General features: G+C 72.4%; 27 protein-coding genes, 1 tRNA gene and 1 pseudogene. 17 read left to right on the top strand and 12 right to left on the bottom strand.

Translation table 11 applies throughout. The annotated features are described in order from the left end of the window. Positions 1-418 precede the first annotated feature (418 nt). Positions 419-1,882, top strand: coding sequence for a PAS domain-containing sensor histidine kinase (locus J116_RS08250; protein WP_023586620.1), 1,464 nt, complete (start codon positions 419-421; stop codon positions 1,880-1,882). Between the two features lie 146 nt (positions 1,883-2,028). Here J116_RS08250 and J116_RS08245 read toward each other — a convergent pair whose 3' ends face one another. Continuing rightward, positions 2,029-2,286: a WhiB family transcriptional regulator gene (locus J116_RS08245; protein WP_003953983.1), complete on the bottom strand. Its 258-nt coding sequence runs from the start codon at positions 2,284-2,286 to the stop codon at positions 2,029-2,031. 318 nt (positions 2,287-2,604) lie between these two features. Continuing rightward, a complete protein-coding gene (locus J116_RS08240) occupies positions 2,605-3,573 on the bottom strand; it encodes a diacylglycerol/lipid kinase family protein (protein WP_023586619.1) in 969 nt (322 codons plus the stop codon). A gap of 69 nt (positions 3,574-3,642) precedes the next feature. Here J116_RS08240 and J116_RS08235 point away from each other — a divergent pair, with 69 nt between their 5' ends. Then, complete coding sequence (locus tag J116_RS08235; protein ID WP_023586618.1) at positions 3,643-4,059, top strand: hypothetical protein; 417 nt, start codon at positions 3,643-3,645, stop codon at positions 4,057-4,059. Between the two features lie 120 nt (positions 4,060-4,179). Here J116_RS08235 and J116_RS08230 read toward each other — a convergent pair whose 3' ends face one another. The 3 genes from J116_RS08230 to J116_RS08220 all read right to left on the bottom strand — a co-directional run bounded on the left by J116_RS08230 (position 4,180) and on the right by J116_RS08220 (position 6,808). After that, positions 4,180-5,145: an RNA polymerase sigma factor SigF gene (locus J116_RS08230; RefSeq protein WP_023586617.1), complete on the bottom strand. Its 966-nt coding sequence runs from the start codon at positions 5,143-5,145 to the stop codon at positions 4,180-4,182. Next, positions 5,142-5,555 carry an ATP-binding protein gene (locus J116_RS08225; RefSeq protein WP_028963827.1) on the bottom strand — a complete coding sequence of 138 codons (414 nt, stop codon included), beginning with the start codon at positions 5,553-5,555 and terminating at the stop codon, positions 5,142-5,144. Before J116_RS08225 ends, J116_RS08230 begins: the two co-directional genes overlap by 4 nt. 263 nt (positions 5,556-5,818) lie before the next feature. Continuing rightward, positions 5,819-6,808 (bottom strand): 1-aminocyclopropane-1-carboxylate deaminase/D-cysteine desulfhydrase, encoded by a 990-nt coding sequence (locus J116_RS08220; RefSeq protein ID WP_023586615.1) that lies wholly within the window; start codon positions 6,806-6,808, stop codon positions 5,819-5,821. A gap of 206 nt (positions 6,809-7,014) precedes the next feature. On the opposite strand from J116_RS08220, the gene J116_RS08215 reads away from it, so the two are divergent. From J116_RS08215 to J116_RS08195, 5 genes are all read left to right on the top strand, one after another. After that, the gene (locus tag J116_RS08215) at positions 7,015-8,439 is read left to right on the top strand and encodes a family 2B encapsulin nanocompartment shell protein (protein ID WP_028963826.1); all 1,425 of its coding nucleotides are present in this window, start codon (positions 7,015-7,017) and stop codon (positions 8,437-8,439) included. A gap of 90 nt (positions 8,440-8,529) precedes the next feature. After that, a complete protein-coding gene (locus J116_RS08210) occupies positions 8,530-9,588 on the top strand; it encodes a family 2 encapsulin nanocompartment cargo protein polyprenyl transferase (protein ID WP_037946569.1) in 1,059 nt (352 codons plus the stop codon). A 118-nt stretch (positions 9,589-9,706) separates the two neighbouring features. After that, positions 9,707-10,294 carry a dihydrofolate reductase family protein gene (locus J116_RS08205; RefSeq protein ID WP_023586612.1) on the top strand — a complete coding sequence of 196 codons (588 nt, stop codon included), beginning with the start codon at positions 9,707-9,709 and terminating at the stop codon, positions 10,292-10,294. 19 nt (positions 10,295-10,313) lie between these two features. Further along, a complete protein-coding gene (locus J116_RS08200) occupies positions 10,314-10,583 on the top strand; it encodes a hypothetical protein (RefSeq protein WP_069818293.1) in 270 nt (89 codons plus the stop codon). Between the two features lie 62 nt (positions 10,584-10,645). Continuing rightward, positions 10,646-11,104 carry a DUF6304 family protein gene (locus J116_RS08195; RefSeq protein WP_028963824.1) on the top strand — a complete coding sequence of 153 codons (459 nt, stop codon included), beginning with the start codon at positions 10,646-10,648 and terminating at the stop codon, positions 11,102-11,104. 155 nt (positions 11,105-11,259) lie between these two features. Here J116_RS08195 and snpA read toward each other — a convergent pair whose 3' ends face one another. Continuing rightward, positions 11,260-11,964: a snapalysin gene (snpA, locus tag J116_RS08190; RefSeq protein ID WP_023586611.1), complete on the bottom strand. Its 705-nt coding sequence runs from the start codon at positions 11,962-11,964 to the stop codon at positions 11,260-11,262. A gap of 199 nt (positions 11,965-12,163) precedes the next feature. Here snpA and J116_RS08185 point away from each other — a divergent pair, with 199 nt between their 5' ends. The 3 genes from J116_RS08185 (at position 12,164) to J116_RS30850 (ending at position 15,706) form a co-directional block, all read left to right on the top strand. After that, positions 12,164-13,117, top strand: coding sequence for a LysR family transcriptional regulator (locus J116_RS08185; protein ID WP_023586610.1), 954 nt, complete (start codon positions 12,164-12,166; stop codon positions 13,115-13,117). A gap of 371 nt (positions 13,118-13,488) precedes the next feature. Then, positions 13,489-15,012, top strand: coding sequence for a sensor histidine kinase (locus J116_RS08180; protein WP_023586609.1), 1,524 nt, complete (start codon positions 13,489-13,491; stop codon positions 15,010-15,012). Positions 15,013-15,058: 46 nt separating this feature from the next. Continuing rightward, positions 15,059-15,706 (top strand): response regulator transcription factor, encoded by a 648-nt coding sequence (locus J116_RS30850; protein ID WP_317135533.1) that lies wholly within the window; start codon positions 15,059-15,061, stop codon positions 15,704-15,706. A gap of 117 nt (positions 15,707-15,823) precedes the next feature. Here J116_RS30850 and J116_RS31590 read toward each other — a convergent pair. Beyond that, positions 15,824-16,066 (bottom strand): annotated as a pseudogene (locus tag J116_RS31590) (phosphatase PAP2 family protein); the annotation flags it as partial. Between the two features lie 500 nt (positions 16,067-16,566). Here J116_RS31590 and J116_RS30840 point away from each other — a divergent pair. The 3 genes from J116_RS30840 to J116_RS08160 are packed head-to-tail and all read left to right on the top strand — an operon-like array spanning position 16,567 to position 17,515. After that, positions 16,567-17,001 (top strand): hypothetical protein, encoded by a 435-nt coding sequence (locus tag J116_RS30840; RefSeq protein WP_069818292.1) that lies wholly within the window; start codon positions 16,567-16,569, stop codon positions 16,999-17,001. Positions 17,002-17,008: 7 nt separating this feature from the next. Then, positions 17,009-17,251: a hypothetical protein gene (locus tag J116_RS30835; RefSeq protein ID WP_069818291.1), complete on the top strand. Its 243-nt coding sequence runs from the start codon at positions 17,009-17,011 to the stop codon at positions 17,249-17,251. A gap of 18 nt (positions 17,252-17,269) precedes the next feature. Further along, positions 17,270-17,515 carry a hypothetical protein gene (locus tag J116_RS08160; protein WP_023586606.1) on the top strand — a complete coding sequence of 82 codons (246 nt, stop codon included), beginning with the start codon at positions 17,270-17,272 and terminating at the stop codon, positions 17,513-17,515. A 34-nt stretch (positions 17,516-17,549) separates the two neighbouring features. Here the strand turns inward: J116_RS08160 and sodN are convergent, their stop codons facing one another. Then, positions 17,550-17,945 carry a superoxide dismutase, Ni gene (gene sodN / locus J116_RS08155; RefSeq protein WP_023586605.1) on the bottom strand — a complete coding sequence of 132 codons (396 nt, stop codon included), beginning with the start codon at positions 17,943-17,945 and terminating at the stop codon, positions 17,550-17,552. Positions 17,946-18,104: 159 nt separating this feature from the next. On the opposite strand from sodN, the gene sodX reads away from it, so the two are divergent. Then, entirely contained in the window at positions 18,105-18,530 is a 426-nt protein-coding gene (gene sodX, locus J116_RS28405; protein ID WP_079147685.1) for a nickel-type superoxide dismutase maturation protease, read from the top strand. Here sodX and J116_RS08150 read toward each other — a convergent pair. The 4 genes from J116_RS08150 to J116_RS08135 all read right to left on the bottom strand — a co-directional run bounded on the left by J116_RS08150 (position 18,434) and on the right by J116_RS08135 (position 22,458). Then, a complete protein-coding gene (locus J116_RS08150; protein WP_023586604.1) occupies positions 18,434-19,063 on the bottom strand; it encodes a CGNR zinc finger domain-containing protein in 630 nt (209 codons plus the stop codon). The two genes, sodX and J116_RS08150, sit on opposite strands and share 97 nt — an antisense overlap. 659 nt (positions 19,064-19,722) lie before the next feature. Then, positions 19,723-20,490, bottom strand: coding sequence for an amino acid ABC transporter ATP-binding protein (locus J116_RS08145; RefSeq protein ID WP_023586603.1), 768 nt, complete (start codon positions 20,488-20,490; stop codon positions 19,723-19,725). Next, a complete protein-coding gene (locus J116_RS08140) occupies positions 20,487-21,425 on the bottom strand; it encodes an amino acid ABC transporter permease (RefSeq protein ID WP_023586602.1) in 939 nt (312 codons plus the stop codon). Before J116_RS08140 ends, J116_RS08145 begins: the two co-directional genes overlap by 4 nt. Before the next feature lie 43 nt (positions 21,426-21,468). Beyond that, positions 21,469-22,458, bottom strand: a complete 990-nt coding sequence (locus J116_RS08135; RefSeq protein WP_023586601.1) for an ABC transporter substrate-binding protein — start codon at positions 22,456-22,458, stop codon at positions 21,469-21,471. Positions 22,459-23,477: 1,019 nt separating this feature from the next. Between J116_RS08135 and J116_RS08130 the strand changes: the two genes are divergently transcribed. The 3 genes from J116_RS08130 to J116_RS08125 all read left to right on the top strand — a co-directional run bounded on the left by J116_RS08130 (position 23,478) and on the right by J116_RS08125 (position 25,652). Beyond that, positions 23,478-24,701, top strand: coding sequence for an NAD(P)-dependent malic enzyme (locus J116_RS08130; protein WP_023586600.1), 1,224 nt, complete (start codon positions 23,478-23,480; stop codon positions 24,699-24,701). A gap of 183 nt (positions 24,702-24,884) precedes the next feature. Then, positions 24,885-24,951 (top strand) — tRNA-Arg (locus J116_RS29785). A 185-nt stretch (positions 24,952-25,136) separates the two neighbouring features. Next, complete coding sequence (locus J116_RS08125; RefSeq protein ID WP_051203444.1) at positions 25,137-25,652, top strand: hypothetical protein; 516 nt, start codon at positions 25,137-25,139, stop codon at positions 25,650-25,652. Positions 25,653-25,787: the final 135 nt, after the last annotated feature.

Below are 25,787 nucleotides of genomic sequence, written 5' to 3'. Positions count from 1 at the left end.
GGGCGGTGAGGGGGTTCGCGACGGTCCGTGCGCGACGCGGCTCGCGGCAGGCGCTTCGTGCGCGGCGCGACCCGCGGCAGTGGGACCGGTACGCGGAAACGGTCCCCGGAAACACCCGCGGGCCGCGGCGCCGCGACGGGACCCTCAACCCGTCCGGCACCGCAGCCCGGAGTTGCAACGGCCGAGGGTGTGCGGTCCCGCGGCCGTGGGTGAGGCCTCGGCGCAGTCAGGGCAGAGAACGCCGGAGCCTCGGTCCACCCTCCTGTGCGGGGAGGGCGGAGGCCTTTACCATCCATTGTGGACTAGACCAATTCGGTCTGTCCATCCACTGGCGGAGGACGGTCGGGACCCATCCTCCCCCAAGGACCGGCAAAGCACCAGGTTCGGCCACACGGGTACGCTCGCAGATGTGCCGTCCATGAACGACCTCGTACGCCAGCACACCGCCCTCGACGAGTCCGACCTCGAGTGGCTCCACCTGCTGGTCTCGGAGTGGCAGCTGCTCTCCGACCTCTCCTTCGCCGACCTCGTGCTGTGGGTCCCCACCCGCGATGGCACCCGCTACGTCTCCGTCGCGCAGATGCGCCCCAACACCGGCCCCACCTCCTACCAGGACGACATGGTCGGCCACCTCGTCCCCCGGGGCCGCCGCCCCCTCCTGGACGCCGCCCTGGACGAGGGCCGCATCGTGCGCGAGGGCGACCCCGAGTGGCGCGAGGAGGTCCCCGTACGGGTCGAGTCCATCCCCGTACGGCGTGAGGGCCGCGTCCTCGGCGTGATCGCCCGGAACACCAACCTGCTCACGGTCCGCACCCCCTCCCGGCTGGAGCTCACCTACCTCCAGTCCGCCTCCGACCTGGCGCAGATGATCGCCGCGGGATCGTTCCCGTTCCCCGAGCAGCAGGTGGACATGGACGCCTCGCCGCGCGCCGGCGACGGGCTGATCCGGCTCGACGCGGACGGCTTCGTCCAGTACGCCTCGCCCAACGCGCTCTCCGCGTACCACCGCCTCGGCCTCGCCGCCGACCTCGTGGGCCAGCACCTCGGCCAGATCACCGCCGAACTGGCGCCGTCGCGCGGCCCGGTGGACGAGGCGCTCGTCAAACTGGCCAGCGGCTACGCCCCGCGCGAGACGGAGGTCGAGGGCAACGGCGGCGTCATCCAGCTCCGCGCGATCCCCCTCAAGCCCAAGGGCACCCGCATCGGCTCGCTCGTCCTGCTCCGCGACGTGACGGAACTGCGCCGCCGCGAACGTGAGTTGATCACCAAGGACGCCACCATCCGGGAGATCCACCACCGGGTGAAGAACAACCTCCAGACCGTCGCCGCGCTGCTGCGCCTCCAGGCCCGCCGGATGGACTCCGACCGGGGCCGGGAGGCGCTGAACGAGGCGGTCCGCCGGGTGGGCTCCATCGCCATCGTCCACGAGACGCTGTCGCAGAACCTGGACGAGCGCGTCGAGTTCGACGACATCGCGGACCGGGTGATCTCGATGGTGGCGGAGATCTCCCCGGGCAAGGTGGTCTGCCGTCGCAACGGCCGCTTCGGCATCCTCGACGCCGAGGTCGCCACACCCCTGTCGATGGTGCTCACCGAGATCCTCCAGAACGCCCTGGAGCACGCCTTCGCCCCGGCCGAGCGCGGCACGGTCGAGGTCACGGCCGTACGCGGCGACGGGCGCGACGCCCGGCTGCTGATCACCGTCCAGGACGACGGCCGCGGCCTGCCCGACGGCTTCGACCCGCAGCGCGCGGGGAACCTGGGGCTCCAGATCGTACGGACGCTGGTGGAGGGGGAGTTGGGCGGCTCGTTCGACATGCGCCCGGCGCCCGGGCGGGGCACGCGCGTCGTCCTCGACGTCCCGGTCCGCGCCCAGAAGTAGCCGCCGGCCCGCACCCGCCGGACGTGCGGCCGCACCCGCCGGGCGCGAACGGACAGCAGCGAGCCCCGGACCGTAGAAACGGTCCGGGGCTCGAACGCTGTGGGTTACTGCTGCGCGCTGCTACTCGGGAGGCGCGGTGGCGGTGCTCAGGCGCTGGCGTTGCGCGCCCGGTTACGGGCGGCGCGGCGCTTCATCGCGCGGCGCTCGTCCTCGCTGAGGCCACCCCAGACGCCGGAGTCCTGGCCGGACTCGAGCGCCCACTGCAGGCACTGCTCCATCACGGGGCAGCGACGGCAGACGGCCTTGGCTTCCTCGATCTGCAGCAGCGCAGGACCGGTGTTGCCGATGGGGAAGAACAGCTCGGGGTCTTCCTCACGACAAACGGCGTTGTGACGCCAGTCCATGGCTGCTACCTCTCCTTGGTGTTGCATGCAAGTTGCTTGTGAATGTGAACGCTTTCACGAATCCCCCCGCAAGGGAAGGGCCGACGGCCAGATGAACTGGTGTGGTCCTGTGATTGAGGAGGGGTTCTGGCTTTCGCTGGAGGCCGGTGCTGCGGGCCGTCTCGATCGCCACGTAGAGATTCGCAAACCTCGGCGGCGGATACAACCCCTTCTGGAAAGTTTTTTTTGATTCCTCGGTGTCGGCTAGGTCACAGCCGTACTTCTATGGGGTGGAACCCAGCCCATACGTTCGAGATAAAGGGCCAAGGGCCCTTCTCCTCACACAATCACACCCAGTGCACGGCGAACGCCTGTGAACGTCACGCTCGTGCGCAGCCCCAGGTGGTCACCGTCCATCTGGAAGGGCAAGGGGACCTTGGAATGCAAGGCGAAGTCGATCTGGTCGTGCAGGGAGACCGCGTGCCTTCCCCGGGGGCCGCGCTCCGGGCTGGACGTCAGCAGCTGCGTCCCGTACCAGGCGACGGCGGGCCCCGACAGCCGGCTCAGCCCCAGGACGTCCAGCCCCTTGTCGAACGACGCGTCCGGCGACGCGTACACCGGCTTGTTGCCCAGGTACGTCCACGGGGAGGTGTTGCAGATTATCGACAGCACCAGGTCCTCGACCGGGTCGTGGCCCGGCCGCTCGAGTGTGATCGTGCCGTGCCGCCGGTGCGGGTCCACCAGCAGCTGGCGGACGACCTGGCGCAGGTACAGCGCGTGCGTCGAGCGCTTGCCGCGCTCCCGCTGCTGCTCCACCCGGCCGATGACGCCCGCGTCGAACCCGAGGCCCGCGCAGAACGTGAACCAGCGGGCCGGTGCCGCCTCGTCCTCCGTGCCCGGCGTCCCGGCCGCGAGGCCGAGACCGACCGTCCGGCTCCGCTGCTCGCGCAGGGCGTCCAGGATCGCGCCGGTCGCCTCCACCGCGTCGTTCGGCAGGCCCAGCGCGCGGGCGAACACGTTCGTGGACCCGCCGGGCACCACCGCCAGGCGCGGCAGCCGGTCCGGGTCGGGGCCCCGGTGCAGCAGGCCGTTCACGACCTCGTTGACCGTGCCGTCCCCGCCGAGCGCGACCACCAGGTCCACGTCCCCGGCGTCGGCCGCCCGCCGGGCGAGGTCGCGGGCGTGGCCCCGGTACTCCGTCGTCACCGCGTCCAGCTTCATCTCGCTGGCCAGCGCGTGGATCAGCACGTCACGGGTGCGGGCACTCGTGGTGGTGGCTGCCGGGTTGACCACGAGAAGTGCGCGCATGCCCGCCAGGTTACCTACCGCGCGGTACCGCGCCCAGGGGGCCGGGGCGCGGGCGGCTACCCTGCAAGGGTGAGCAGCAGCGAACCGAACCCCGCCCCGACCTCGCGTCCCACCCGTGTGACGGCCGCCGCGGCGGTGGCCGGACTGGAGGCGCTCGCCCTCTTCGCCGGGGGCCTGTACGTCCTCGTCAACACCCTGACGGGCACCCCCGACGGCTTCACCCAGGCCCTCACGGGCGGTGCCACGCTCATCGCGCTGGGTGTCATCCCGCTGCTCGCGGCGCGGGGACTGCTCCTGTGCCGCAGCTGGAGCCGGGGTCCGGCGATCATCACCCAGCTGATGGCGCTGCCGGTCGCGTACACGCTGCTGACGGGCGTCGGCGCGGCGATCCCGGCGGGCGTGGTGCTGGCGGCGGCCGCGGTGGCGGGCCTCGTCCTGCTCCTCCACCCCGCCACCACCGCGGCCCTGGGCATCACCCGCCCCTGAGCGGCTCCGGGCGCCACCGCCCCCGCAGCTCCCGGACGCCCTGGCCGCGGGCGCTCCCGCCGTCCACGAGTCGTCGGGTCTCGGCAACCGCCACAGGCGGCAGCGGCGGCCCGCAGGGGGCTACTCGTCCACCAGGAGCTTTTCGCGGAGCTGGGCGAGCGTACGGGCCAGCAGGCGCGAGACGTGCATCTGGGAGATCCCCACCTCCTGCGCGATCTGCGACTGCGTCATGTTCCCGAAGAACCGCAGCAGCAGAATCCGCTTCTCTCGCGGCGGCAGGTCCTCCAGCAGCGGCTTCAGCGACTCCCGGTACTCGACGCCCTCCAGCGCCTCGTCCTCCGCGCCCAGCGTGTCCGCGACGGCCGGCGACTCGTCGTCCGTGTCCGGCACGTCCAGCGACAGCGTCGAGTACGCGTTCGCCGACTCAAGGCCCTCCAGGACCTCCTCCTCGGAGATCCCCAGCTTCTCCGCCAGCTCGTGCACGGTCGGTGACCGCCCGTGCCGCTGGGACAGCTCCGCCGTCGCCGTCGTCAGCGACAGCCGCAGCTCCTGGAGCCGCCGCGGCACCCGCACCGCCCAGCCCTTGTCGCGGAAGTGCCGCTTGATCTCGCCCACGACCGTCGGCGTCGCGTACGTCGAGAACTCGACGCCCCGCTCGGGGTCGAACCGGTCCACGGACTTGATCAGGCCGATCGTCGCGACCTGCGTCAGGTCGTCCAGCGGCTCGCCCCGGTTCCGGAACCGGCGCGCGAGGTGCTCCACGAGCGGCAGGTGCATCCGGACCAGCCGGTTGCGCAGCTCGGCCTTCTCCGGCGAACCGTCCGGCAAGCTCCGCAGCTCCACGAACATCGCCCGCGCGCCGCTCCGGTCCTGCGGATCGTGCCGCTGGGCACCGCCCCGCTGCTCGTTCACGTTCTCGCTCATCCGCGCCGCCCGCTCTGCCCGCGCCCGCTCCGGCGCCTCCACCAGGCCGTCCTCCGGGTGCGGCCGCGCCTGCTGTTCCGGGATGCCCGCGATGCCCTCCGCCGCGCTCGTGGCCCGCGGGCCGCGCTCCTCGTTCCGCACCGGACCGTCCCCGTCCCTCACGCCGGCCCGGGTCCCGCGCCGCGCTGTTTGTACAGGCTGATGGAGACCGTACGGTCATCGGCGACCGACGAGTCCACCTTGCCGGCCAGGGCCGACAGCACCGTCCACGCGAACGTGTCCCGCTCGGGAGCGCGGCCGTCGGTCGTCGGCGCCGACACCGTGACCTCCAGTGAGTCGTCGATCAGCCGGAACACGCAGCTGAGGACCGAGCCGGCCACGGCCTGCTGGAGCAGGATCGCGCACGCCTCGTCCACCGCGATGCGCAGGTCCTCGATCTCGTCGAGGGTGAAGTCCAAACGCGCCGCCAAACCGGCCGTGGCCGTACGCAGCACGGACAGGTAGGCACCCGCAGCGGGCAGCCGGACTTCCACGAAGTCCTGGGTCCCGGGCTCGCCTGCGATCTGGGACACCCTCACCTCCAAGGTGGCACAAACTCGTTCGGGGACCGGGAGGAGCGAGATCCCCCCGGAACCGTGCGGTACGCAGGAATGCGTAGTCGCCGTGACGCTATCGCGATCCATGCCGCCGTGTCGCCGTGGCCCCCGAGCCGACGTGCGTCACCCATCGTAAACACATCGGTACGCACAGTGGCTAGAGGTCTGCGGCATCCAATCCTGAGGACTCGGCGGAGGGTTGACGTACCCACCCGCCGGGCGGTCGAACCTTCCCCGTCTCACGCGCGCCGCCCGCTGTCCTGATCCGGTCGTCCGGTCACCACCGCTGCGATCGTCGTGCCAGGGGCGAAGGCGCCCTCCTCGGCCAGCGCCACGAGCGCGTACAGCATCTTGGCCACGTACAGCCGCTCCACCGCGAGGCCGTGCCGCGCCGAGAAGTCCTCCGCGAACGCCTCCAGCTCCCGGGTCGTCCGCCCGTACCCGCCGAAGTGGAACCGCTCCTCCAGGCTCCACTGCCCGGCCGGCCCGCCGAAGGCCGCCGTCTGGAGCGCCCGCACCTCGCCGCCCAGGAAGCCGCCCTTGAGGACCGGTACGCCCAGCGCCCGCTGCCCCGGCGCGAGGCCCGCCGCCAGTCCCGCCAGCGTCCCGCCCGTACCGCACGCCACCGCCACCACGTCGGCCCGGCCCCGCAGTTCCCGGCCCAGCTCCGCGCAGCCGCGCACCGCCGCCGCGTTGCTGCCGCCCTCCGGGACGACCACCGTGCCGTCCGGGGCGTCCCGCAGCAGCCGCGCCACGACCGCCGGGTCGCCCTTCGCCCGGTACGTCGCCCGGTCCACGAACACGAGCCGCATCCCGTCCGCCGCGCACCGCTCCAGCGACGGGTTCAGCGGCCGCCCGGCCAGTTCGTGGCCCCGCACCACGCCGATGGTCGGGAAGCCCAGCAGCCGCCCGGCCGCAGCCGTGGCCCGCAGGTGGTTCGAGTACGCCCCGCCGAAGGTCAGCACCGGCCGCCCGGCCGTCCCGGCGAGGTTCGGCGCCAGCTTCCGCCACTTGTTGCCCACCAGCTCCGGGTGGATCAGGTCGTCCCGCTTCAGCAGCAGCCTCAGGCCCCGCCGCGCGAACCGGTCGTCGTCGGCCGGACGCAGCGGCGAGGGCAGCCGGGGCCCCGGCCCGGCGGCGGTGCCGAGGGCGGCGGTGGGGCCGGGAGCGGCGGGGCGGACGGAGCCCGGGGCGGCGGGGTCGAGGGCGGCGGGGTCGGAGGACGTCACCTGCCCATTGTGCGACTTCGCACCGACGTGCGAATCGATCCGGACAGACAGGCGGATTCGTGAAAGTTGCGCGTCGCCGGGAATCGAAAATCCCGCCCCTCTTCCCCCTCTGGACTGTTCCATTCCCACTCTTTTGTGTAATGGCGCCGTGACGGAGAGTGCTGAAAGGCTTCCTGGCGGACAGTCAGATCATCGAGAGGGACATCATGTCGGTTGGTTCGGTTGGCTCGGTCGGCGACGACGTCCGGGCCGAACAGGCTTCCCCGCAGAAGAGCCTCGGCACTGACGCGGCGCGGAAGCTTGCGACCACCACCAAGTCAGCACCCCAGATGCAGGAGATCACCTCCCGGTGGCTCCTGCGGATGCTGCCGTGGGTGCAGGTCCAGGGCGGCACGTACCGGGTGAACCGCCGGTACACGTACGCAGTGGGCGACGGGCGCGTCACGTTCGTGCAGACCGGCGAGCGCGTCGAGGTGATCCCCGCCGAGCTGGGCGAGCTTCCGCCCCTGCGCGGGTACGACGACGAGCACGCGCTCCGCGAGCTCGCCCAGCGGTGCTCGCAGCGCACCTTCGAGCCCGGCGACGTGATCGCCGAGGCCGGGACGCGGGCGGACCGCGTCTACCTGCTGGCGCACGGCAAGGTCGAGCGCGTCGGCTCCGGCCCGTACGGCGACGAGGCCGTCATCGACGTCCTCGCGGACGGCGGCTACTTCGGCGACTCCTGCCTCCTCGACGGCGAGGCCACCTGGGAGCACACCCACCGCGCCGCCACCGCGTGCGTGATGCTGGAGCTGACCCGCGCGGACGTCCTCAACCTCGCCGAGCGCGCCGGGTCCCTCTCCGCGCACCTGGCGGGCATGGCCGCCATCCCGCAGCAGCGGACCAACAAGTACGGCGAGAAGGCCATCGACCTCTCCGCCGGCCACCGCGGCGAGCCGGTCATCCCGCAGACCTACGTGGACTACGACCCCGCCCCCCGCGAGTACGAGCTGAGCGTCGCCCAGACCGTGCTGAAGGTCCACACGCGCGTGGCCGACCTCTACAACCAGCCGATGAACCAGACCGAGCAGCAGCTGCGGCTCACGGTCGAGGCGCTGCGCGAGCGCCAGGAGCACGAGCTGATCAACAACCACGAGTTCGGCCTCCTCGCCAACTGCGACTACGGCCAGCGGATCACCCCCCACGCCGGTGCGCCCACCCCGGACGACATGGACGAGCTGCTGTCCCGCCGCCGCGGCAACAAGCTGTTCCTCGCCCACCCGAAGGCCATCGCCGCCTTCGGCCGCGAGTGCAACCGGCGCGGCCTGGTCCCCGAGAGCATCGACGTCGCCGGGCACCGCATCCCGACCTGGCGCGGCGTCCCGATCTTCCCCTGCAGCAAGATCCCGATCAGCGACACGCGCACCACGTCCATCCTCTGCATGCGTACCGGCGAGGCCGAGCAGGGCGTCATCGGCCTCCACCAGACCGGCATCCCCGACGAGATCGAGCCGAGTATGTCGGTGCGCTTCATGGGTATCGACGAACAGGCCATCATCTCGTACCTGGTCACGGCCTACTACTCCGCGGCGATCCTCGTCCCGGACGCCCTCGGCGTCATGGAGAACGTCGAGATCGGCCGCTGGAGCTGAGGACCGGTACGGGCGGGGCGTCCTGCACCGGCGCCCCGCCCGTACCCCTGCCGGGAGGTACGCGCACGAGCGGAGGAGAAGACCGTGACGATGACCGACACGGGCAGGACCGGCACCCGGTCCGGGAGCGGCGGGCCGGACGCGGCGGCGCTCCTGGACCGCGCGCACGCCGTCGTCGCCCCCCGGCTGCGCGCCGACCTCGCCACGCTGCCCGCCCCGCTGCGGCGCGTGGCCATGTACCACTTCGGGTGGGAGCACGCCGACGGCACGCCCGCCGCCGGACGGGCCGGGAAGGCCGTCCGCCCCGCCCTCGTCCTGGCCGCCGCCCGCGCGATGGGCGGTGACCCGGACGCCGCCGTACGGGCGGCCGCGGCCGTGGAGCTCGTACACAACTTCACGCTGCTCCACGACGACATCGTGGACGAGGACCGCACCCGCAGGAACCGGCCCACCGCCTGGGCCGTCTTCGGCGTGCCCGACGCCCTCGTCGTGGGCGACGCCCTCCAGGCCCTCGCCCTGCCCGTCCTCGCCGCCGACCCGCACCCCGCGTCGGCGGCCGCCGCGGCGCGGCTCGGCGCGTGCGTGGTCGAGCTGTGCGCGGGGCAGCAGGCCGACTGCGCCTTCGAGCGGCGGGACCCGCTGGACGTGACGCTCGACGAGTGCCTGGCCATGGCCGAGTCCAAGACCGGCGCGCTCCTCGGCTGCGCCTGCGCCCTGGGTGCCCTGTACGCGGGCGCCGGGGAGGCGGAGGTCGCGGCGATGGACGCGTTCGGGCGGGAGGCGGGCCTGGCGTTCCAGCTGATCGACGACCTGATCGGCATCTGGGGCGACCCGGTGCGGACCGGCAAGCCGGCGGGGGCGGACCTGGCGGCCCACAAGAAGTCGCTGCCCGTCGTCGCGGCGCTCACCTCCGGGACCGCGGAGGCCGCCGCGCTGGCGGAGCTGTACGGGCGGCCGGTCCTGGGCGACAAGGACGTGGCGCTCGCCGCCGACGCGGTCGAGCGGGCGGGCGGCCGCGACTGGGCGCAGGCGGAGGCCGCGGACCGGATGGCGCGGGCGGTGCACCAGCTGTCCTGCGCGGTGCCGGACCTCGCGGCGGCGGAGGAGCTGCTGGCCCTGGCCGAATTCGTGACACGGCGCAGCCACTGAGGCGCACAAACGCCTGTCCGAAAATCGCCCTTGCCTCGACCACTATGGCCGTAGCACTCTGGTCGTAGTGGTCGAGCCGCGAACGGTCCGGCCCTCCCTGACCCGCAAAGGACACGGTTTGCGCACTCTGACGTACTTCGTCGCCTGCTCGCTCGACGGCTTCATCGGCGACCCCAAGGGCGACGCCTCCTCGATGTTCCGGTTCCTGGACGAGGAGTACGTCGGCTACCTCGCCGCCGAATACCCCGAGACCCTCAGCGTCGAGGGCCGCCGGATGGTCGGCATCGAGGACGCCCCCGGCAAGCACTTCGACACGGTCATCCAGGGCCGTGCCAGCTACCAGCTCGGCCTGGACGCCGGCATGCCCAGCCCGTACGGCCACCTCCGCGAGATCGTCGCCTCCCGCACCATGGAGACCTCCCCGCACCCGAACGTGGAGATCATCTCAGGCGACCTGGCCGCCCATGTCCGCGCCCTGAAGGCGGAGGAGGGCCCGCTCGGCATCTGGCTGTGCGGCGGCGCCGTCGTCGCCGGGGAGCTGATGGACGAGATCGACGAGCTGGTGATCAAGTCGTACCCGCACATCTACGGGACGGGGATGCCGATGTTCGGCGGAGCCTCCTTCGCGGTGGCCGACTTCACGCTCCAGGACACCCGCGCCTTCGGCAACGGCGTCGTCATCCGCCGGTACAGCCGGAATCGCTGAACCGCAATACCCTGGAGGCATGGCCAGCGAAGGACGCCGAACCGTCCGCCGCCCGCAGGAGGGCACGGCCGATGAGCCCGTGTGCCCCGCCTGCGGACAGCCTGTCGGCAAGGCGATACATCGACGCAAGGTGCTCGGCGCGTGGGTCCCCTCCTGGGAGCCCCGCCCGTGCCACAACCCGGAGTGCGAGCTGTTCGGCAGGACGCCGCACGGAGCGGAGGCCCGACCGTCCGGCAAGCCGGGCGGAGGGCCGGGGAACGAGCCGGGCAACCACACCGAGACCGGCTGAAGTCAGGCTCCGGGGGTGTCCGGCGTCACCCCCGGACATGGCGTGCCGCTACAGTCCGCGCCATGTCAACGGAGTCATCGGAGTCGAGCGAAGTCTGGACCGGCTGGTACCGGGACCGCCGAGGGGCGGAAGCCATCCACATCACGTCGGACGGCCGGAGCGTCAGCACCCGCATCAGGGGTGTGCGGTACACGGGCGGCGGTTTCGCCGCGCTGCGGGCGGCGGAGGAGAACGGCGGCCTCCCGCTGGCGGGCTGCGTGCTGGAGTGGGACGTGCCGCTGCCGGTCCTCGCGGCCGACGGCGCCGCCCAGCCGGGCACGCTCAGCTGCCTGTTGACGATCGGTGAGGCCCTGTCCGACGGGACGCCCGAGCGGGTGGACCTGCAGCTGACCCTGCACAGCGGCGGAGCGGCGTACGAGTCGGGTGTCACGGGCGGCGACTTCGACCAGGCGCTCGGCCGCATCCTGCGGCAGCTGCCGCGGGGCGCGCGGTTCGCCCGCGAGCTGATCCAGGCGGCGTAGGCGCGCGCCCTGGGCGGCACCTGGCCTTCTTCGCCGCCGTACGGGCCAGGGGGTGCCCTGGGCGTCGGGGGCGGCGTCGCGGCCGCACGAACGAGGGCGCCCCGCGGGTGAACGCGGGGCGCCTCGGTGTGCGCGTACTGCGGGCTGTCCGATCCTCAGGAGGCCGGGGCGAGCGCGGCGGCGAGGCCGTAGCGCCACAGGTAGTCCACGCGGGCGCGCTCCTGCGAGTTCGGTGTCGCGTTGGTGCAGGACGGGCCGGGGCCGCCGCCGGACATGAGCTCGCTGCACGGGCCCGAGTAGTGGTCCGGCAGGCCCAGGACGTGGCCGGTCTCGTGGGCGGTGACCCGGGTGGAGTTGTAGATCTGGTTCTGCCGGTAGTCGAGGAAGATGTAGCCGCGGCCGTGGCCGTCGGTGCTGGCGTACGAGCCGCGCGAGTCGTTCCCCTCGTAGTAGCGGAAGTCCGGGTTGCTGCCCTCCTGGAGCTTCACATTGCTGACCGAGCTGTTCCAGATCTGTGTCGAGCGGGCTATCTGGGTGCGGAAACTGGGCGCGTTGGCCGCCGAGTAGACGACCGTGACGGCCTGGGTGCCGGGGACGGCGGCGCGCTTCTTCGCCACCGACTCCATGACGGCCTGGAAGAAGGCCCTGTTGGCCGCCGCGTCCTGTGCCGAACCGGCGTACGCGGTGTACCCGGCCGTCGCCGCCTGGCCCGCCGATGTGGTGGATGCCGGTGCCGGAGCGGCGGTGGCGGTGGCTGCGGGTACGGCGGCGAGCGCGGCCGCGGCGCTCAGCGCGGCGGCCAGTGCGGCCCTGCGGTACTTCGCGCGGGACCGCACGGGGGACTGCGTGGGGGGCTTCATGGGGGGCTCCTACTCGTCCTGAACGGTTGGGTGGACGCGTTCGGTTGGACAGAGTGTCGGGGAGCCCCGGGCCCGTACGGATGATGGCAGAAGGCGATAGCACCAGTGCATCACCCGAGACAACTCCCTTCGAAATGCAGGGAATTCCGCCGCTCACGGCGTCTGGTGCGGTGCGCGGGGCCCGTCCTACGCTCGAGGCATGGAGCTGGAGGTGAGGCATCTGCGGGCGCTGTGCGCCATCGCCGACACGGGCAGCCTGCACAAGGCCGCCCGCGCCCTCGGGATGAGCCAGCCGTCGCTCACGACCCAGCTGCGGCGCATCGAGAACGCCCTCGGAGCCGAGCTGTTCACCCGTGAACGCACCGGCTGCCGCCCCACCCCGCTCGGCCGGGACGTCCTCAGCCGCGCCCGTCCCCTCGTCGCCCAACTGGCCCTGCTGGTCAGCGAGACCCGCGCAGCCGCCGCCCGCGCGGACGGCGCCCGGCTCCGCATCGGCTCCACCGCGAGCCGCGCCCTCGCCGGATGGCTGCGGCGGTTACGGCAGCGGCTGCCCGGCACGGACATCACCCTCCACATGGACGTGTCCGCGGGCGCCCTGCTCCGCGCCCTCGCGGCTGGGCAGCTCGACGTGGCGTTCGTCCACGAGGTGGAGGGCTGCCCGCTGCGCGTCCCCGACGGGCTGGAGCGGCGCGTCCTGGTGGACCGGGAGCCGCAGTTCATCTCCATGGCCCGCGACCACCCGGCGGCCTCCGCGCCCGTGGTGGACGTCGCCGACCTGGCGGAGGACCGGTGGATGGTCGATCCGACCGTCGACGGCGAGTGGGACGGGCTGCGGCGGGTCCTCGGCGCCGCCGGGATCGACCCGCCGGTCCTGCACGCCGACTACCACACGGCCGCGTCGCTGATCGCCGTCGGCGAGGCCGTCGCACCCTGCCAGCCCACGTCGGGCCCGCGCGACGACATGGCGATACGCCCACTGCGCGACGACCCGCTCGCGGTACGGCTCCTGCTCTACCACCGCCCGGACGGCGGACCGCTGCACGAGGCGGCCTACGCGGAACTGGCCGCCGCCTACCGCGAGGCCGCCCTGCGCACCACCGCGTACCGCCACTGGCTCCTCCGCCACGACAGCCCCTTGCTGCGCGCGGGGTGAGGGGGCGGGGGCATGGGGTCGAGAGGAGGCGGGTGGTCAGCCAGTCGGTGGTCGGCGCGAGCCAGTCGGGGCGGCTGTTGCCCACCAGGTGGACGCCGTGCGGGACGGACAGCAGTGTGGCGTTCGGGGGCGGCCGCGGCCAGCGCGGCGGCTGCGTTTCCTCCCGCTCACCGACCCGGTCCCGCTCTACGCCCGGTCGCTCGTCCGGCGCGGCTGCCCGGAAGGGACGCCCGGACCGCGGCCGCTCGACGTGTTCGACCGCACCGGCCGGGCCCGGCGCCGGCTGGAGTACGAACCGGGCCGCGACTGGCTGCCGGAAGGTGGACTTTCGGCAGTGTCCTGACCACCCGTGACCTGCGTACGGTCACCACATGGAGAACACAGCGGCGAGGGTCCCCGCCGCCTGGACGACGGGTGCGCCGCTGGCGGCGGCGGTCGCCGGGGCGGGGCTGAGCGTACTGAGCGACTGGTGGGCGCTGCCGACGGCGGCGGCCGCGTTCCTGGCCGGTCGGCGGCCCGGAGCGACATGGCCGGGCGCGGGCGTGCTGGGCGGCGTGGTCGTCGCGGGGGCGCTGGCGGTGCTGCTGGTGCCGTCGTGGTTCGTGCACGCCACGTTCCTCGTGGGCGTGGTGGTGATGGCCGGGATGCTGCCGTGGTTCGCGGGGCGGTTCTGGTGGCAGTACCGGGAGCTGGTGCGGGCCGGCTGGGAGCGGGCCGCGCATCTGCAGCGGGAGCAGCGGCTCGTCGCCGAGCAGGCCAGGCTCCGCGAACGGGCCCGTATCGCCCAGGACATGCACGACCTGCTGGGCCACGACCTGAGCCTGATCGCGCTGTCCGCAGGGGCACTCCAGCTGGCGCCGGGCCTCGCCGACGAGCACCGGGCCACCGCCCGGGACATCCGCGCGCGGGCGGGCGCCGCCGTGGAACGGCTCGGGGAGGTGGTCGGCCTGCTGCGGGAGGAGGGCGCCGCGCCGGAGCCCCCACCGGGCGGCGACGCCCCGGACGCGGGGCTCGCGGGGCTGGTCGCGTCGGCGGCCGCGTCGGGGCTCGCGGTGGAGCTGGGCGTCGAGGGGGTGCCGCCGGGGGAGGGCCTGCCGACCGCCGTGGGGCGCGCGGCGCACCGCGTGGTGCAGGAGGCGCTCACGAACGCCGCCAAGCACGCCCCGGGCGCCCCCGTGGCCGTACGGCTCGTCCACGGCGACGGCCGGACGGCGGTACGGGTGGAGAACGGCCCGCCGACCGGCGACCGGCCCGGCGCGCCCTCGGGCGGCGGGCACGGGCTGATCGGGCTGGACGAGCGCGTACGGCTGGCGGGCGGAACGCTCCGGTACGGCCCGGGGGACGGCGGCTTCACGGTCACCGCGGAGCTCCCGCACACCCCTACGGGCGCCCACCGGGAGCCCGTAGGGGAAGACGCCGCCCCCGTAGGGGATATGGGCTCCGCCCCCGTAGGGGAGCCGGGCCCGCGCCCAGGAAGCGTAGGGCAGCCGCGCCCCGCCCCCGTAGGGGAACGCCCCGGGCTTCCGCAGGAGCACCGCTGGGCGCGGCGGCGGGTGGGGCGGGCGCTGGCGGCGCTGGCGCTGGTGCCGCTGGCGACGGGCGCGGTGCTGACGACCGCCCTGATCGGCTGGGAGGCGGTCACCGCGAACCAGGCCGTCCTGGAACCCGCCGCCTACGAGCGGCTGCGGGTCGGGCAGGATCGGGCGGAGGTGGCGCGGGTGCTGCCGGAGCGCCAGCTGGTGAGCAGGCCTGCGGTACCGGAGCCGGAGGGAGAGGGCATCAGGTGCGAGTACTACGCCGTCACGGCCGACCGTTTCGACGACCGGTCGGGCGACGCGTACCGGCTCTGCTTCCGCGACGGGACGCTGTGGTCCCGCGACCTGGTCGGCTCGTGAGCGGGGGTGCGCGGTGATCCGGACGCTGATCGCGGACGACGAGCCGATGGTCCGGGCCGGTGTGCGCGCCGTGCTGGCCACCGACCCCGGCATCGAGGTGGTGGCCGAGGCGGGCGACGGACGCGACGCCGTGGAACTGACGCTCCGTCACCGTCCGGACGTGGCCGTGCTGGACATCCGCATGCCCGGCATGGACGGCATCCGCGCGGCGGGCGAGATCCGGCGGGCGGCGCCCGGCACCGGGGTGGTCGTCCTGACGACGTTCGGCGAGGACGAGTACATCCTGCGGGCCCTCGGCGGGGGCGCGGCCGGGTTCCTGATCAAGTCCGGGGAGCCGGAGGAGCTGATCGCCGGGGTGCGGGCGGTGGCGGAGGGCGCCGCGTACCTGTCACCGAGGGTAGCCGCGCGGGTCGTCGCGTACCTCGCCTCGACCGGGGCCGGTGACCGGGCCGCCCGGCGCGGTACCGCCCGAGAACGGGTCGGGGCGCTCACCCCACGCGAGCGGGACGTGCTGGCGCTGATCGGCACGGGCCTGTCCAACGGCCGGATCGCCCGCCGGCTGCACGTCGTGGAGGGCACCGTGAAGGCCCACGTCAGTTCGATCCTGTCGCGCCTGGGCGTCGAGAACCGGGCCGCCGCCGCGGTCGTCGCGCACGAGGCGGGCCTCGTGGCGGCCCCGCCGGAGCGCCCGTGACACCGGGGGCGAGGCGAGGACCCGCGCGGTGACGTGGCGCGCGGGCGGCCCGGCGAGCAGCAGCACGGCCGCCACGACGGCCGCGCCCAGGACGGCGCCCGCCGCCACGTCGTGCGGATAGTGCACGCCCACCAGGACCCGCAGCAGCGCGGCGGCCACCGCGACGGCGAGCGTCAGCGGGGCGAGGCGGGGCCGTACGAGGGCGAGGCCCACGGCCAGCGCGGCGGCGAGGGTCGCGTGGTTGCTCGGGAACGACCAGTCACCCGGCTCGGGGCACTGGGCGACCGCCCGTACGGCAGACGCTCCGAGCGCCCGGCAGGGCCGCTGCTCGTCCACGACGAGCTTGGCGGCCTCGCTCATCCCGTACGCGGCGACGGTCCCGGCCCCGGCCAGCACCGTCCCGGCGACCCGCCGCACGTCCCCGGCCCGCAGCGCCACCCACCACACGGCGACCAGCAGCACCCCGAGCACCACGAGCGTCCCCTCGGTGGCCACCTCCAGCACCCCGCCGAGCCACCAGGGCCCGTCGGCGACCGCCCCGGTGAGCGCCCGGTACACCTCGACGGAGGCCCCCTCGGTCACCACCGTCGGCGCCGCGTCACCCAGTCCGCCGGGCGAGAGCCACAGGAAGACACCCCCACCGACCCCCAGGGCACCCCCGCCCCCGGCCACCCGAGCCGCCCGACTCCGCTTCCAAGATCCCTTGTCCATGCCCCGAACGTAGAAACCGCCCAGGCCCCCGGACCTCCCCCGATCAGCACCCCCACCCCCCGACGAAAGTCGGGGTTGACCCCGCCTCGCAACCGGCCGCGCATCGCCCGGCCCCACAGGGCGCGGAGCCCGGGCGGCAGGATGTCCCCGTGACGGACAGCGCGGTCCCGCATCCCGCCCGGCTGCCGGGGTGCGGCGGCGGCCCCCTCACCCACCGGCCCGGACTCCTGGAGGAGCCCCTGTTCTGGCTGGGGCACCTCTCCTCGTGCGTCCACAGCGACGAGACGGGGGAGCTGCTGTGGGGCGCGGACCACGACGCGGCCGGCGACTTCCAGGACGGCCTGTGGACCCGGGCCGACTGGCCCTCCTTCACCGTTCCCCTCGCCGACGAGCACCGCCTCCACGTCGTCTACCGCACGCTCGCGGACGACATGGGCATCGACTACCTCCTCCACCACCCCGACCGGGATCAGGCCGAGCTGCTCGCCCGGGACGACGGGCACTTCATGGGGCCGGGTCTGTCCCGGCCCGAGCACCGACGATCCGCACGCCCGTCTGCTGCTCCCGCTGCCCGCGTCCGGTGACGCGGAGGTGCCCGACGACGCCGTCGACCGCCTGGCGGCCGCGCTGCGGGCCCGTACCGGCGTGGAGGACCCCGAGCGCCTCGCCGCCGCGCTGCTGGAGGAGCAAGGGGCTCCGGGCGTCGCGAACTGGACGACGGCCGGGGCCGGTTTCCCCGTCAACGACGGCGCCTGCTCCTTCCGGAACCCCGCCAACCCCTTCGCGCTCCCCGCCGACCGCCTGGCCCGCGCGGCCGCCGCGCTCGCGCCGTGAGCGGCGCCCGGGGTTCGCGTGAGGCCGTGGCAGGACGGCCCGGCGTACCGGGCGGCGCGGCGGGCGTTCGCGGACGGTGACCTGGAGCGGGAGGGCGGTCCCCTCGACGTACGCGCGGTGGTGGCGGGTATTCCCGCAGAGGCCAAGGACGGGTCCCGAGCGAGGAGTTCCCACTGGGAGCGCTTCTGCGTCTCCCAGACGGTCATGAGGACGCGCGAAGGCCCGGCCGTCACGGACGGCCGGGCCTTCACCCGTGCCTGTTGACCTGCGGCTCCTCGAAGGTGCCGCGGGGCGTGGCTCAGGCCTTCTTGGTCTCCCAGAAGATGCGGTCGATCTCGGCGATCAGCTCCAGGGCCTTCTCACCGGTCTTCGGGTCCGTGGACGCCTTGGCGGCCGAGAGGGCCTTCAGGGTGTCGTTGACCAGCTGGTGCAGCTCCGGGTACTTCTCGAAGTGCGGGGCCTTGAAGTAGTCGCTCCACAGCACGGAGACGTGGTGCTTCGCCAGCTCGGCGCGCTGCTCCTTGATGACCGTGGCGCGGGCCTGGAAGTGCGGGTCGTCGTTCGCGGCCATCTTCTCCTGGACGGCCTTGACCGACTCGGCCTCGATGCGGGCCTGGGCAGGGTCGTAGACACCGCACGGCAGGTCGCAGTGGGCGCTGACCTTCACCTTCGGGGCAAACAGGCGGGAGAGCATGCAGCTGTCCTTCCTCGTGATCGTCTTCTCAGGTGGGACATTACTCGGTGGGAGACCGGTTTTCGCGAGTGCCCCCTGCGGCTTAGGACAAAAGTCCGGGGCGATCATGGGGCTAGTGGAGGAATCACAGGTGGACAGCCCGGCGGGTGGTGGACGCTGATGACGGAACGAGGGCGCGGGCCCTTGCTGCCCTTCGGGGTCGCGGAGGTGACGGGGCCGTCCATGGTGCCCACGCTGCACCACGGCGACCGGCTCCTGGTGCACTACGGGGCGCCGCCGCGGCCCGGGGCCGTGGCCGTGCTGCGGCATCCGCTCCAGCAGGACCTGCTGATCGTCAAGCGGCTGGTGGAGCGGCGCGACGGCGGCTGGTGGGTGCTCGGCGACAACCAGGCCGCCGAGGCGGTGGACAGCCGCTCCTTCGGGACGGTGCCCGCCGAGCTGGTACTGGGCCAGGTCCGGGCGCGGTACCGGGGCATCCGGCCCGGGCGTCAGCGGTCCGTGGGCGTCGTGGTGGCGTGGCTGCTCTCGGCCGTACGGCCCGTGCTCGCCGACCGCTCGGTCTCCAGGCGCTTGCGGGCCCGGTAGGCGGCGACGTTCGCGCGGGTGGCACAGCGGTCGGAGCAGTAGCGGCGGGAGCGGTTGGTCGAGGTGTCCAGGTACGCGTTGCGGCACGGGGCCGCCTGGCACAGGCCCAGCCGGTCCGCGCCGAACTCCGTCAGGTGGAACGCCAGGCCCATGGCGGCGATCGCGGCGTACCCGGCGGTCGCGTTCGACGGGTGCTCGGCGAGGTGCATGTGCCAGCGGGGGCGGCCCTCCTCGTCCAGCACGTCGTGGCCGGAGATCTGCGGGCTGACCGGGAACTCCAGCAGCAGCGAGTTCAGCAGGTCCACCGCCCGCCCCTGGTCGTCCTCGTCGGCGGAGGTGAAGACCGCCCGCAGCCGCGCCCGTACCGTACGGAAGCGGGTCACGTCGGCGTCGGTCACCCGCCGGGCCATCTGCGACATCTCGCCGAAAAGGTCCCGGACCGCCTCGACGGACGTGAGCGCGTCCTTGCCGCGCGCCGGTTCCTCGGTGTTCACCAGACGTACGGCGTAATCCGAGTAGTAGGCCAGTTCCACGTGAAGGTCCTTGGTCTGAGGGGTCCATCGGGAGACAACTCCAGCGTAAGGGGTTTGTCGCCCATCTGGCCATTACGATTGTGATGCACAACCTTCGTGGCGGGAAATTTCCGCGGAGGCGGATATGGCGGGGGAGAGGGAAAGGGAAAGCGGGTGGTGCGTGTTGCCGCGGGCGGGTCCCGGAACCGGGGTTCGTATTCGGGATTCCGGCCGCCGCCGCTGTGCTCCCCGTGCACCTCTCCGACCAGGCCATGAGGGGTGCCGGTCGTCCCATCGACCCAGGACGCCTGCCGTACCGGCGGCATTCCGGGGCAGCCGGTACGGCCGCGTGACGCGTTCTCCGGCACGCCGCTGTCCCGGTGCGAAACGGGCCCGCAAAAGAGTCCGGGCGGAAAGCCGCCGTACGAAATCGTGCGGAAATCCGACGTGCGAAAGCGGGCGAGAACCGTGCGTGGAACACTCCGGCGTGGCGCCGCGCAGGGAAATTCGCCGCGCCGCGGACTCCTGCGGGGCGCCGACCGCGTCACGGACCCGGGCGGCGGCGGCCACCGTGTCGTGGTCCCCGGGCGGGAGCGGCGCCGTGTCGCGGACCCGGGTGAGGGGCGCCGCCCGCCAGGACGGACCTGGTGGGCGGCGCCCCTCGGGGGTTCACGCGGCCGCTACAGCACCTTCGACAGGAACGCCTTCGTCCGGTCGTGCTGCGGGTTGGTCAGGACGTCGCGCGGGTTGCCGGACTCGACCACCACACCGCCGTCCATGAACACCAGCGAGTCGCCGACCTCGCGCGCGAAGCCCATCTCGTGCGTGACGACGACCATCGTCATGCCCGACTCGGCGAGGTCCCGCATGACGTCCAGGACGTCACCGACCAGCTCCGGGTCGAGCGCCGACGTGGGCTCGTCGAACAGCATCAGCTTCGGCTCCATGGCCAGCGCGCGGGCGATCGCCACGCGCTGCTGCTGGCCGCCCGACAGCTGCGACGGGTAGTGGCCGGCGCGGTCGCCGAGGCCGACCCGGTCCAGCAGCTTCAGCGCCCGCTCGCGGGCCACCGCCTTGGACTCGCCCTTGACCTGGACCGGTGCCTCCATGACGTTCTCGACGGCCGTCATGTGCGGGAACAGGTTGAAGCGCTGGAACACCATGCCGATGTCCCGCCGCTTCAGCGCGACCTCACTGTCCTTGAGCTCGTACAGCTTGTCGCCCTTCTGGCGGTAGCCGACCAGCTCGCCGTCTACGTACAGCCGCCCGGCGTTGACCTTCTCCAGGTGGTTGATGCAGCGCAGGAACGTCGACTTGCCGGAGCCGGACGGGCCGATGAGGCAGAAGACCTCGCCCGGCGCGACCTCCAGGTCGATGCCCTTCAGGATGTGCGCGGCGCCGTAGGACTTGTGGACGCCCTCGGCCTTCACCATGGCGTTCGCGGTCATGCCTTGCCTCCCTGCCGGCTCGAGAACGACATCAGGTGCGTCTTCACCTTCTGCCACGGGGTGGCCGGAAGCGAGCGGGAGCTGCCGCGCGCGTAGTACCGCTCCAGGTAGTACTGGCCGACGCTGAGGACCGAGGTCATGATCAGGTACCAGGTGGCCGCCAGGAACAGCATCTCCACCGGGGCGCCGGAGGTCTGCCCGATGTCCTGCGCGTTGCGCAGCAGTTCGTAGTACTGCACCGCCGCCACCAGCGAGGTCGTCTTCAGCATGTTGATGACCTCGTTGCCCGTGGGGGGCACGATGACGCGCATGGCCTGCGGGATCACGATGCGGCGCAGCGTCTTGCCGTGGCTCATGCCCAGCGCGTGGGCGGCCTCGGTCTGGCCCTCGTCCACCGCGAGGAGACCCGCGCGGCAGATCTCCGCCATGTACGCGGCCTCGTTCAGGCCCAGACCCAGGAGCGCCGTGAGGAACGGCGTCATGAAGTCGGACCACTCGTCCTTGTAGAACGGGCCGAGGTTGATGTACTCGAAGACCAGCCCCAGGTTGAACCAGACGAACAGCTGGACCAGGACCGGGGTGCCCCGGAAGAACCAGATGTAGAACCAGGCGATCGACGAGGTGACCGGGTTCTTCGACAGCCGCATGACGGCCAGCAGGATGCCGCCGACGATGCCGATGGCCATCGACAGGATGGTCAGGAGCAGCGTCTGGCCGACGCCCTCGATGATCCGGTCGTCGAAGAAGTAGCCGGGGATCGCGTCCCAGTTGATGTTGCCCTGCGCGAACGCGTAGACGATCGCGGCGAAGGCCGCGATGGCGACGACGGCGCTGATGTACCGGCCGAAGTGGCGGACCGGGATCGCCTTGATCGCTTCGGGGCCGGACGGCGGGACGGCGCCGTCCGGGCCCTTCTTCTCGATGTCAGTTGTCACAGTGGTGGTGCCTCTCAGTGGCCTGTCGGTGCCCGGCCGGGGATCAGGAACCGCCGTTGATCTTGGCCTCGGTCACGGCGCCCTGGGCGACGCCCCACTTGTCGAGGACCTTCTTGTACTCGCCGTTGGCGATGATCGCGTCCAGGGCGGCCTTGATCGCGTCGCGCAGCTGCGTGTTGTTCTTGGCGACGGCGATGCCGTACGGGGCGGCCTCGACCTGCTCGCCGACGATCTGGAAGTCGTTGCCGCCGCCGGAGGTCTTCACGGTGTACGCGGCGACCGGGAAGTCGGAGGAGCCGGCGTCGGCGCCGCCCGCGCGCAGGCGGGTCTGGGCCTGCTGGTCGGTGTCGAAGGCCTCGATCGTGATGGCCGGCTTCTTGCCGTCGGTGCACTTCTTCGACTCGGACTTGGCGAGGTCCTCCGAGACCGTGCCGCGCTGGACGACGATCTTCTTGCCGCAGAGGTCCGACCAGGACTTGATGCCCTTGTCGTCGCCCTTCTTGGTGTAGATGGAGACACCGGCGTTGAAGTAGTCGACGAAGTCGACGCCCTCGCCGACCTTCTTCTTCGTCTCCGAGTCGATGCCCTCCTGGCGGTCCTTCGTGTCCGTCATGGCGGACATCGCGATGTCGTACCGCTTGGCGCGCAGACCGGTGATCAGGGTGTCGAAGGTGCCGTTCTCGAACTGGAACTTCACGCCGAGCTGCTTGCCCATCGCGTCGGCCAGGTCGGGGTCGATGCCGACCGTCTTGCCGTCCTTGTCCTTGAACTCGACAGGGGCGTACGCGATGTCCGAGCCGACCTTGATGACGCCCTTGTCGCGGATGTCCTTCGGCAGCTTGTCGGCCAGCGGGGCGGAGGCGACCGCCGAGCCCTTGGTCTCCTTCTCGGAGGCGCCGTTCTGCGTCTGGTCGCCACACGCGGTGAGCAGCATGGCGCCGGCGACCGCGGTGGCCGCGACCGCGACGGTCCGGGACGCCCGCGGCGTCCGGGGCTTCGCGACGGTCGGGCGGTGGGTGGTGCTTGCGGTCATGGTCGGGTTCCTCCGGAGGGTGAAAGGAATGCCAAGGGGTCGGGCACGCACCTTCGGGTGTCGCGACCTCGTGTGATTACGGCATCTTGCCATTCGGACCACCTCTAACAAGGGGCCCAGCATGTCAAAATCGGGTAACGGGTGACCCCTGAACCTCAACAGCCCGGCCCACCATGGCCGGACCTTCTGCGGACACATCGGAGACGCGCCGGAAAGTCTCCTGCCGATCTCGCCATCCGGACGGGATTGGGGTGGCAATCCGGCGCCGGAGAGGACTTGTCCAGACATTCGCCTATGAGTCATGTCACCGGACCCCGGGGCGCTCTGGGCCGTATGGCCGGATACGTGATCCCGCGGTCACCGGGCGCGGTGGACCGTTTCGCCCGATGGCCGGGCGACTCCGGAGGCCGCCCCGCGGGGCACCGGCGGGGGACGCTTCCGCGACTCGTACGGGGCCGGATCGGCTTGTACGGGACCCGGGGCCGGTGGCTCGTACGGAACGGGGTCCGCGACCCGTACGGGGGATCGGTTCGACCGCCCTTACGGGATGGCTGCGCGGCCTTTACGGGACTGGACCAGGCACCCGTACGGGACCGGCTCGGCGCGCTTGCGGGGTGGCCGGCTGCCCCTGCGGGGTGGCCCGGCGGCTTCTGCGGGCCCGGTCGGCGTCCCTGCGGGACGGCTCGGCGACCTCCAGGGGACAGCCCCGTGTCACCTACTGGCCGGTTGGACGCCCCTTACAGGCCCTGGGCCTGCGGGCCCGTCGGGCGGCTGTCGGCACGGGTGACGGTTCTCGCGGCGAATCCGACTCGTCTGGCGGGCCCTCCGTCAGGTAAGAAGGATCCTTACACCCCTCATCCGGGGCTCAGGGCGCGTTGTGCGGCGCGCCCGCGCGTTCGTACCAGTCCCCGCGGGGGCGGGCCAACCGCCTGCCGCGTGGCACGGACGCGGTGCCCGCCTACCCCTCCTCAACCAGGAGTGGCCACCCTCAGACCATGAAGAATTAAGGGGTCAACCCAATGGCAGCGGAGATCGTCAACCCTCGTAGCGACAGCGATACCGACGGCGGTACGCGCGGCGCTTCGGACGAACCCTTCGATCCGGCATTCGCCCTCCACCGGGGCGGCAAGATGGCCGTGCAGGCCACCGTCCCGGTCCGCGACAAGGACGACCTGTCCCTCGCGTACACGCCCGGCGTGGCGAAAGTGTGCAGCGCCATCGCCGAGCGTCCCGAACTCGTCCACGACTACACCTGGAAGTCCCAGGTCGTCGCCGTCGTCACGGACGGCACCGCCGTCCTGGGCCTCGGCGACATCGGGCCCGAGGCCTCCCTCCCCGTGATGGAGGGCAAGGCCATCCTCTTCAAGCAGTTCGGCGGCGTGGACGCGGTGCCCATCGCGCTCGCCACGACCGACGCCGACGAGATCGTCGAGACCGTCGTCCGGCTCGCCCCCTCCTTCGGCGGGGTCAACCTGGAGGACATCTCGGCGCCGCGCTGCTTCGAGATCGAGCGGAAGCTCCAGGAGCGCCTCGACATCCCGGTCTTCCACGACGACCAGCACGGCACGGCCATCGTCACCCTGGCGGCCCTGCGCAACGCGGCCAGGCTCACCGGTCGCGGTCTCGGCGACCTGCGCGCCGTGATCTCCGGCGCGGGCGCGGCTGGTGTGGCGATCGCGAAGTTCCTGCTGGAGGCCGGTCTCGGCGATGTGGCGGTCGCCGACCGCAAGGGCATCGTCAGCCGGGACCGGGAGGACCTGACGCCGGTCAAGCGGGAGCTCGCCGAGCTCACCAACAAGGCGGGCCTGTCCGGCTCGCTGGAGTCGGCCCTCGCCGGCGCGGACGTCTTCATCGGCGTCTCCGGCGGTACGGTGCCGGAGCCGGCGGTCGCGTCGATGGCGCCGAACTCGTTCGTGTTCGCCATGGCCAACCCGAACCCGGAGGTCCACCCGGAGATCGCCCACAAGTACGCGGCGGTCGTGGCCACCGGCCGGTCGGACTTCCCGAACCAGATCAACAACGTGCTGGCCTTCCCCGGGATCTTCGCGGGCGCCCTCCAGGTGCGGGCGTCCCGCATCACCGAGGGCATGAAGATCGCGGCGGCCAACGCGCTGGCGGACGTGGTCGGCGACGACCTCGCCGCCGACTACGTGATCCCGTCGCCGTTCGACGAGCGCGTGGCCCCGGCGGTCACCGCGGCCGTCGCGGCGGCCGCCCGCGCGGAGGGCGTCGCCCGCCGCTGAGCGTGCGAGCCGGGCGCCCGCACCCCGCGGGCCCCGGCCCCGCGCTGACATGAGCCTGAAGGGCCGCGCTCCCTCCCCGTGCGGGGGAAGGAGCACGGCCCTTCGGCATGCGGGACCCCTCGAGCGGCGGCCGGGGCTGTCGGCCCGCCGGTACCGCCGTACCGCCGCCGTCATACCTGCGGACGCGTGGGGCGGCCACAGCACCGCTTTCCTAAAGCGGGTGTCGTAGGTTCGAATCCCGCCGGGGCACAGCGAGAAGGGCCAGCTCAGGAAGGGCTTGTGTCCGAAGTCGTGCTAGGCACGTGCCTCTGCATCCAAGCCTCACCGACCTGACAGACTGCGACTATGGAGCAGTCTGCTCGTCAACCTTTAAGCCCGCGACCCATACCCCCGCTCCGCGGGGACGAGTCAGTCGTCGGCGTCCCGGACGCAACCGTGGTCGACTTCTGGCGGTTCGCCATGCCGGACCTCCGTATGAACAACACACGTGGTCTGTTCGCCGAATTCCTGATCCACCAGGCGGTCGGCTCCAGCGAGCCGCGGGTGGAGTGGGCAAGCCACGATGTCGAGACTGACGACGGACTGCGCATCGAGGTCAAGGCCGGCGCCTATCTGCAAGCCTGGGAGCAGCGCACGCACTCTCAGATCCGCTTCAGTGGGCTCCGGGCTTGCACGTGGTCATCCGAGGGCGGCTACTCGGAGGCAAAGTCGTACAACGCCGACGTCTACGTGTTCGCCGTCCAGACCTCCCGTGAACACGCTGTCTACAACCCACTCGACACGGCCCAGTGGGAGTTCTACGTACTCCCCCGCCCAGCAGTCGCTGCCCTGGACTCGGACAGCGTCAGCCTGAGCACCGTTCGCGCGGTGGCCGGTCCGCCAGTGTCCTTTGCCGCCCTCAATGACTGCATCCGAGCGGCCGATCCTCGCCCCGGAACGAACGACAGTTGACGAGCGAAGTCCGTGCCACAATCGTGTCGGATCCAGGGGTCAGCCATGGGCAGCACCAGTGTCCGGCGGTTTAGTATTCGCCTGCTGCCTCGGCCGGCGAAGTCGCAGCTCAGCCACCAGATTGCCCAGCCTCTC

Origin of the sequence: Streptomyces thermolilacinus SPC6, from assembly GCF_000478605.2 — a bacterium.
Lineage (GTDB): Bacteria > Actinomycetota > Actinomycetes > Streptomycetales > Streptomycetaceae > Streptomyces > Streptomyces thermolilacinus.
The sequence above is the reverse complement of the archived record's forward strand: the minus strand, read 5'-3'. Positions and strand labels throughout refer to the sequence as shown.